Origin of the sequence: Bradyrhizobium centrolobii (assembly GCF_001641635.1) — a bacterium.
GTDB lineage: Bacteria > Pseudomonadota > Alphaproteobacteria > Rhizobiales > Xanthobacteraceae > Bradyrhizobium > Bradyrhizobium centrolobii.
In genome coordinates this window covers 1-5,914 of the sequence record NZ_LUUB01000128.1, presented here as the reverse complement: position 1 = coordinate 5,914, position 5,914 = coordinate 1, and the positions used below count along the sequence as shown (strand labels likewise).

7 protein-coding genes and 1 pseudogene are annotated in these 5,914 nt (G+C 60.7%); 5 read left to right on the top strand and 3 right to left on the bottom strand.

Annotated features, from left to right (window positions below):
* Both AYJ54_RS51745 and AYJ54_RS48620 read left to right on the top strand, forming a co-directional pair.
* Positions 1 to 314, top strand: a 314-nt coding sequence (locus AYJ54_RS51745; protein ID WP_063696015.1) for a hypothetical protein, incomplete at its 5' end; no start/stop codon positions are given.
* A gap of 284 nt (positions 315 to 598) precedes the next feature.
* Positions 599 to 850, top strand: a complete 252-nt coding sequence (locus AYJ54_RS48620; RefSeq protein ID WP_082905394.1) for a hypothetical protein — start codon at positions 599 to 601, stop codon at positions 848 to 850.
* Positions 851 to 1,353: 503 nt separating this feature from the next.
* Here AYJ54_RS48620 and AYJ54_RS45480 read toward each other — a convergent pair.
* A complete protein-coding gene (locus AYJ54_RS45480; RefSeq protein ID WP_063709000.1) occupies positions 1,354 to 1,566 on the bottom strand; it encodes a hypothetical protein in 213 nt (70 codons plus the stop codon).
* An 801-nt stretch (positions 1,567 to 2,367) separates the two neighbouring features.
* Here AYJ54_RS45480 and AYJ54_RS45470 point away from each other — a divergent pair.
* Entirely contained in the window at positions 2,368 to 2,727 is a 360-nt protein-coding gene (locus AYJ54_RS45470; protein ID WP_063709002.1) for an SPW repeat protein, read from the top strand.
* Between the two features lie 137 nt (positions 2,728 to 2,864).
* On the opposite strand, the gene AYJ54_RS45465 is transcribed toward AYJ54_RS45470, so the two are convergent.
* Positions 2,865 to 3,425: a recombinase family protein gene (locus tag AYJ54_RS45465; RefSeq protein WP_063708997.1), complete on the bottom strand. Its 561-nt coding sequence runs from the start codon at positions 3,423 to 3,425 to the stop codon at positions 2,865 to 2,867.
* Positions 3,426 to 3,850: 425 nt separating this feature from the next.
* On the opposite strand from AYJ54_RS45465, the gene AYJ54_RS45460 reads away from it, so the two are divergent.
* Complete coding sequence (locus tag AYJ54_RS45460) at positions 3,851 to 4,060, top strand: hypothetical protein (protein ID WP_136624387.1); 210 nt, start codon at positions 3,851 to 3,853, stop codon at positions 4,058 to 4,060.
* A gap of 292 nt (positions 4,061 to 4,352) precedes the next feature.
* On the opposite strand, the gene AYJ54_RS50995 is transcribed toward AYJ54_RS45460, so the two are convergent.
* The gene (locus tag AYJ54_RS50995; protein ID WP_161491955.1) at positions 4,353 to 4,523 is read right to left on the bottom strand and encodes a hypothetical protein; all 171 of its coding nucleotides are present in this window, start codon (positions 4,521 to 4,523) and stop codon (positions 4,353 to 4,355) included.
* A 932-nt stretch (positions 4,524 to 5,455) separates the two neighbouring features.
* Between AYJ54_RS50995 and AYJ54_RS45455 the strand changes: the two are divergent.
* A pseudogene (locus tag AYJ54_RS45455) lies at positions 5,456 to 5,914 on the top strand (phenylacetate--CoA ligase family protein); the annotation flags it as partial.

The following is a 5,914-nucleotide window of genomic DNA, read 5'->3' as shown; positions in this document are numbered from 1 at the left end:
CGATGGGAAAGCCGATTGCCATTCTACTCTCTTCCGCGGCGTTCGCCGCCCTTGCCGCGAGTAGTGCCGACGCCATGCCGATCTCGCGCTCGACCGTACCAACGTTGAACGTCGAGCAGGTTCGCTGGGTGTGCAACGAATGGGGGCGCTGTTGGCACCAGCGTGACTATTACCGTCCCTACGGGTACTACCGACGCTATGACGACGACGAGTGGCGACAGCGTTACCGATACCGACATAGCTATGGCTATTACGGTCCACGTTGGGGCGGTTACGGTTGGCGCCGCGGTTTGGAGGATGACAACGAGCAATGAGCCGCGATCAGCGGCGTCGAGCGCATCGTGATCCAGAGCATGCTCGCTTCATCGCTAAGTCCCGCGCTGTCCGATAGGTAAAGCTGGGACACAAGGTCCCCATGTAAGCTTGCCGTCAGGATAGGAGATCGCGATCTCGAATAGATCGTTCGAGCTTGGCGCATTCGCACCAAAGACCAGACTGCGTCTTACTTTGAACACGCCATCCGATTTCTACTTTTTCCCGATCCGGGACGGCCGCTGAATCGTTGGCGACCGATCAAAGAGAGAAAGGGTGGATCAAAATGAAAAAGGTGTTCGTAGTCGCGGCTGCGTTGGTCGCTGTCACTTCGGCGGCCCATGCGCGTGGACCAGGCGGCAGCTTTGGCGGAGGCGCCTCCAGCTTCTCGCCGGGCCATTCGTTCCAGAGCAGCGGCCCCGTCACGGGCACGACCGGCGCTTCAGGCTATTCCCCCGGCCATCAGATGCAGTCCAATGGACCCGTAACCGGATCTCCGGGAGCCTCAGGCTACACGCCCGGTAAGCTCAAGCGCTAAAAGCATAAAGGACACGCGCAAGAGGCCGCCTCAGTTGGCGGCCTCTTTTCGTTTTTGGGGACGATCAGCGCGTCACGCCGGTTTCCCGCAGGCATGGCGTATGGTTCTCGTTGATGCAGGCTGTCTCGGCGCACCACTTTTCCAGTCCGCGCCATGCCACAACCGCACCGGTGACGGCCGCACCTCCAGTCGATCGACCCAAGCACTTTGATGAACTCACCGACATCCGTCCACGTCGAATGGAGCGGGCCTCACAGGCCTAACCAAGTGATGATTAGCAGATCAATACGAGGCCCGCAGCGCTGGCCGTTCCGGCGTAACGATCAAGGTTCATGGGGGAGCGATAGCGTTGATCGAAAGAGAGCCCCAGCCAAGGGAGCTGGGCCAGGGCTTAAAGGTCCCAGTGCGCGACCGGGAGAGGAGTCGCGTGCCGTCGGAGCATGTCTGAGTCGATGCTGCCTTGTTTTGGTGGAAGCGCTGTGGTCCACAGGAAAGACCGGCCGCTAGCTCCACTCTGCGGCGAGCTTCGCGATCTGCTCATGGTCGAGCAGCGACGGCTGAGCTTCCCTGAATATCGTGGCGTCCAAGCCGTGTAGCTTCTGGGCCACGACCCGCTGAACAGCGGTTCGAAGCGGCATTTGGCCCTGCCCGTACAATGTGACGATCTCCTCAGGATCGAAGGTCATTTTGCTCCTGCGCTCTGCAATTTGCTCCATGAACGGCACCACTAACCGAGCTTGATGGATCAGCCCGCTACGACGTACTGTTGGAATGCGGAGTCGGAGCGGCCCACCGCAAAGGTGAGCCGCCCCTTCCTTCCGAGGAGCCAGGAACAGGGGCCCGACGTTGTTTGGCAATGGCGGCCGGGCCTCTGCTCCACGGGCGCCGCGAATCAGCTTCGCGACACGAGGGCTACGTTTGTCTTTGATGCTGCAGGGTCGTGCAAGGTGGTGCGGCTGTTGTCGGCAAGCATTACCCGCAAATTAGGGGGCGTCTCGTTTCGAAATCGTCGTGGGGCCGTTCTGCAAAACGAACGAGCGGCCGAGGTTGACGACTCGTCGACAACGGGAAACTGTCCGTATCGAACCCCCGGTGTCTGAAGTTGAATTTCGCGAACCCGGGCGCATATTCACGGTATGCCCCGCTTGGATACTTGTCAGGGGATCCTGCGGCGGCTGATCGCCAAGGGAGACCCAAAGGCAATTCCACTGGCTGAGAGGGCCATCAACGAGTACCTGGAAGTTACGCCCTCGGGCGCTCGCAAGAGCGGCCTCAGGCTTATCCAGCAAGACGTTCTGGCCCAGTATAATGCTGTGGTTGGCGTGCAGCGTTCCTTCGCTGAATCCGTAAATGCCTACATCGAAACGAAACTCGCGGAAGAGTAAGGCCACCTCAGTTGGCGGCCTCGCGGGGATTGTCCCTTGCCATTATGCCGCGGGCCGCGATGGAACCAGCGCGGCGAACTTACTGTTGATTAGCATGTAAACCTTCCAATGGAGGGTGTCATGGCGAACTGGATGGCGAACTGGACGAACGCAAAACTGTGCGACGTCGCAAACCTGATCCTTGGCGCGACTCTGTTCGTTTCGCCCTGGATGTTCGGCTTCGACGCCGGAACGGTCTCCACCAACGCCTATATCACCGGCATCGCCATCGCGATCCTCGCAATCGCGGCGCTGGCGGCATTCGCGGTGTGGGAGGAGTGGCTTAACCTCGTCGTCGGTTTGTGGGCGCTGGTTTCGCCCTGGGTATTGGGCTTCCAGGGAACCACCGCGATGACGGTGCATGTGGTAATCGGCGCGGCGGTCGCGATCCTGGCTGCGATCGAGCTCTGGATGATGTCCCAGATCCCGCCGCGGCTGACCACTGGCCGCTGAGAGGCCTTTGCGCTTGCCGGTGTCGGAAGCCCCGGCCGAGGAACGCCAGCGCATGGGCGCGCTTCGCTCGCGGGCCGGGGTCGCCGTCAAAACGAAACGGCCCGCCAGATGGCACGCCGTCGACGGTGGTGGTGATATCAGGCGGCCGGTTGCAGGGCCCGCCAGATCGTGGCCTCGCCCACTTCGTAGTCTTCCGCCAGCGCGGCCATTGTCTCGCCTGCAGCATAGCGCTCGGCGATCTTGCGGCGCTGGCCTGCATCAAGGGCGGAGGGTCGACCGAACCGCTTGCCTTGCTTGCGGGCCTTGGCGATGCCGGCCTCGGTGCGGGCAAGGATCAGTGATCGCTCGAATTCGCTGATCCCGCCGAGGATGGTCACTAGCAACTTGCCCGCCGGGCTGGTGGTGTCGCACCACGGCTCAGCCAAGCTGGTAAAGCCGCAACCAGCTTCCAGCAGGTCATGAACGATGTTCTGCAGGTCACGGCTGGAGCGCGCCAGCCGGTCGAGGCGAGTCACCACGACCACGTCGCCGGGCGTCAGGGCGCGCATGAGACGCTTGAACTCCGGCCTGCTGTCTAGTGACTTGCCGGAGCGCTTCTCGCTGAAGATGCGCTCGCACCCGGCGGCCTTCAGCGCCTCCACCTGCAGGGCGTAATCCTGGGCGGTGGTCGACACTCGCGCGTAACCGAATTTCGCCATGGCAATCCCCCACTTTTGAAAGGATGACTTTCGGAATTTAAAATCCATGGCGACACAAGGTCAATCAAAGTCAATCAAAATCTTTCATATGCCCCTACTTTCGGAATGAAAGGGAGAGCGAGCCAACGCGCGGGAGGTCGCCATGCGCCTTCACCTTCACCACAACTCGATCGACTTGGTCGCGGTAACAGCTGCCAGCATACTAGTGCTGGGGTTCGCCTCCGCCATCGCAGTCCTGCTGGTCCGTTAAAAAAAATCCGAGGGCGCAGATGCGTGTACGGGGCCCGATCGTTGCGGGGTGCCGATTTCCTGACTGTGTGCCCGCGTGATGCGCGAAAAATCACGCAAAGTAATAAAATTTCGCGGAACGAATTGACTCGCAGCTGATTGTCCGACGCCGGGGCGGACATTGATGGATGCCAATCATGACCAAGGCCACCACCTACACGGTTAAGGCGCGAAATTTCGAGTACCGCGTCAAGCCGACGCTTGAAGCCGCAGTAAGTGTTGCGCGCGAAAAGGTCTGGCCCTTCGCGCCCGACGAGAAGGTGCGCGTCTATCATGGCGCGGAGCTTGTAGGCGAGATCAAACCGACGAGCGATGTCAGAGAAGGCGGCATCAGAAGGGCGGCCTAAGGCCTGCCTCGGGAGGGGGACGGGTCAAAAAAATCGGCGCGGCCGGATGTACGGCCGCGCCTTCTGGTGCACTAAACCGGCGGCGCGGAAAAAATCTGCAAGCCTGAATTTGCGAAGCAACTCGCTCAGTGTCTCAGTTGCCTCCGCGCACCTAGCGCGTTGCGGCGGGTGATCATCTTGTAGCCGTCCTCGAACTCGATGCAGCAGCTATTCAGCTTTCCACGCGCTAGGACGCGGCAGAATTGTCCTTTCCGACCATGCCGATCCCAGCGGTAGATATAGGGAAAGTCCATCAGTCGGCCGCCATCTGCTCAAGTGCGACGCATCCAACGTTTTCCAGGCCGTCGCATCGGATGCGCAGCATAAGGACGTATCCGTCGATATTTAACCGCGCTTCTGCTTTCCGCATCAAGGTCACCAGGATCAGCGCTTCCATTGACCGCCGGTTTGCACCGGCGCTCAAGTCCCTCTCCAGCGGCTAACGCAGTCTGGCCCTCCTATCCCGCCANNNNGCCCGCCAGCGTGAACCGGCGGGCCTCTGTCTCAGGACTCGTTGGGACCGGAGACCCACGCCCGCCATCTTCTCACTGCAATGCCGCGCTCTGTTGCCAACGGCAGACGAACGATGCGGGGGATTCCACTTGAGCACCAAGCAAGCTCACCTTTTGAGGGGGCTGTTCTCCGTGGGCCTGACCGCTTTCGTTGGTGCGGGGACATTCGTCGTAATCCGATACCTGATCGGGTTGTCGGAGTAAGTGAACGCGCTGGACCAGCCCGACCCTGCACATCACCCGCGCTTGACGCATTCGTATGATCACTGGCAGCCTTCTCGCTCAGCTTGGGAGGAAGTGGCTTCTTCGGCTTCGAGCGGCGAGGCCTGTCGCTGACCTCCTCGCCGCCGAGATCCGTAGGCAGAGCAGCGTCTTCCGCGAAGCGCCCGCTCGATCCTGCCGGGCGCCTTAATACGACGCCGGGCTTCGATGCAGGCACAATAGACCAATAGCGCGACGCCCGTTGTCCGGTTAGGCAGATCAAGGCCCAAGCCGATCTCGCTTTTCACCTAGTCGTGAGTTGGGTCAGCTGCCTGTGCGGGTCTACATCAAGGGCGGGTTGATCGAGACGGTCTCTCGCGCCACGAGCGCCACAGCACCAGAGCCGACAGTGCCAGTGCCCGACGGGGCCAGCGCCGACAGTGCCAGCGCCCTAGCGGCCAGAGAAAGCGAGCATCAACCTCCGCGCCCCACGCGGCGCAAGCGCTTGCGCCGCGAGTCGGGCGCGGTTGGTTAGTTATAGGCCGTTTCGTCTGATGATCCTGTAAACCTTCGCGAGCCTCTTGCGCGGTGGTGCGACGTGAATGTCATCGCCACGCGCTCGCCTGCTGTGGGTTCACTTGTCATGAGCGAAAGCATCTTATCGGTATTGCTCGATGCGCATTGCGCAAGAAGGCAAGGTCTCAACGCCATTGCGCAGCGACAACGCGCTCGGCTGAGCGAGGCCGTCGCCTTCGCTAGCGCCAACTCGCCGTATTATCGCGAACTCTACCAGGATCTACCGGAGCGGATTGAGAATTCGTCCGTGCTGCCGGTGGCTAATAAGCAAGAGCTAATGCATCATTTTGACGACTGGGTCACAGACCGCGAGGTTAGTTTCGCGGCAGTGCGAGGGTTTGTCGATAACCCTGAGCTGATTGGGCAGCGCCTCCTTGGCAAGTATTCAGTGGCAACCACTTCGGGCAGCACCGGGACACCTGGAATATTTCTGTTAGACACACACAATTGGACGGTCACTCTCGCTTTTTCGCTGCGCATGATGATGGGCTGGCTTAGCGTCAGCGACATGTTTCGTCTCCTCGTC

Bases quoted from the DNA above. Each gene is read 5' to 3' on its own strand.
- AYJ54_RS45470 (WP_063709002.1), top strand. From the start codon at position 2,368: ATGGCGAACTGGACGAACGCAAAACTGTGCGACGTCGCAAACCTGATC.
- AYJ54_RS45480 (WP_063709000.1), bottom strand. From the start codon at position 1,566: ATGGAGCAAATTGCAGAGCGCAGGAGCAAAATGACCTTCGATCCTGAG.
- AYJ54_RS45465 (WP_063708997.1), bottom strand. From the start codon at position 3,425: ATGGCGAAATTCGGTTACGCGCGAGTGTCGACCACCGCCCAGGATTAC.
- AYJ54_RS45460 (WP_136624387.1), top strand. From the start codon at position 3,851: ATGACCAAGGCCACCACCTACACGGTTAAGGCGCGAAATTTCGAGTAC.
- AYJ54_RS48620 (WP_082905394.1), top strand. From the start codon at position 599: ATGAAAAAGGTGTTCGTAGTCGCGGCTGCGTTGGTCGCTGTCACTTCG.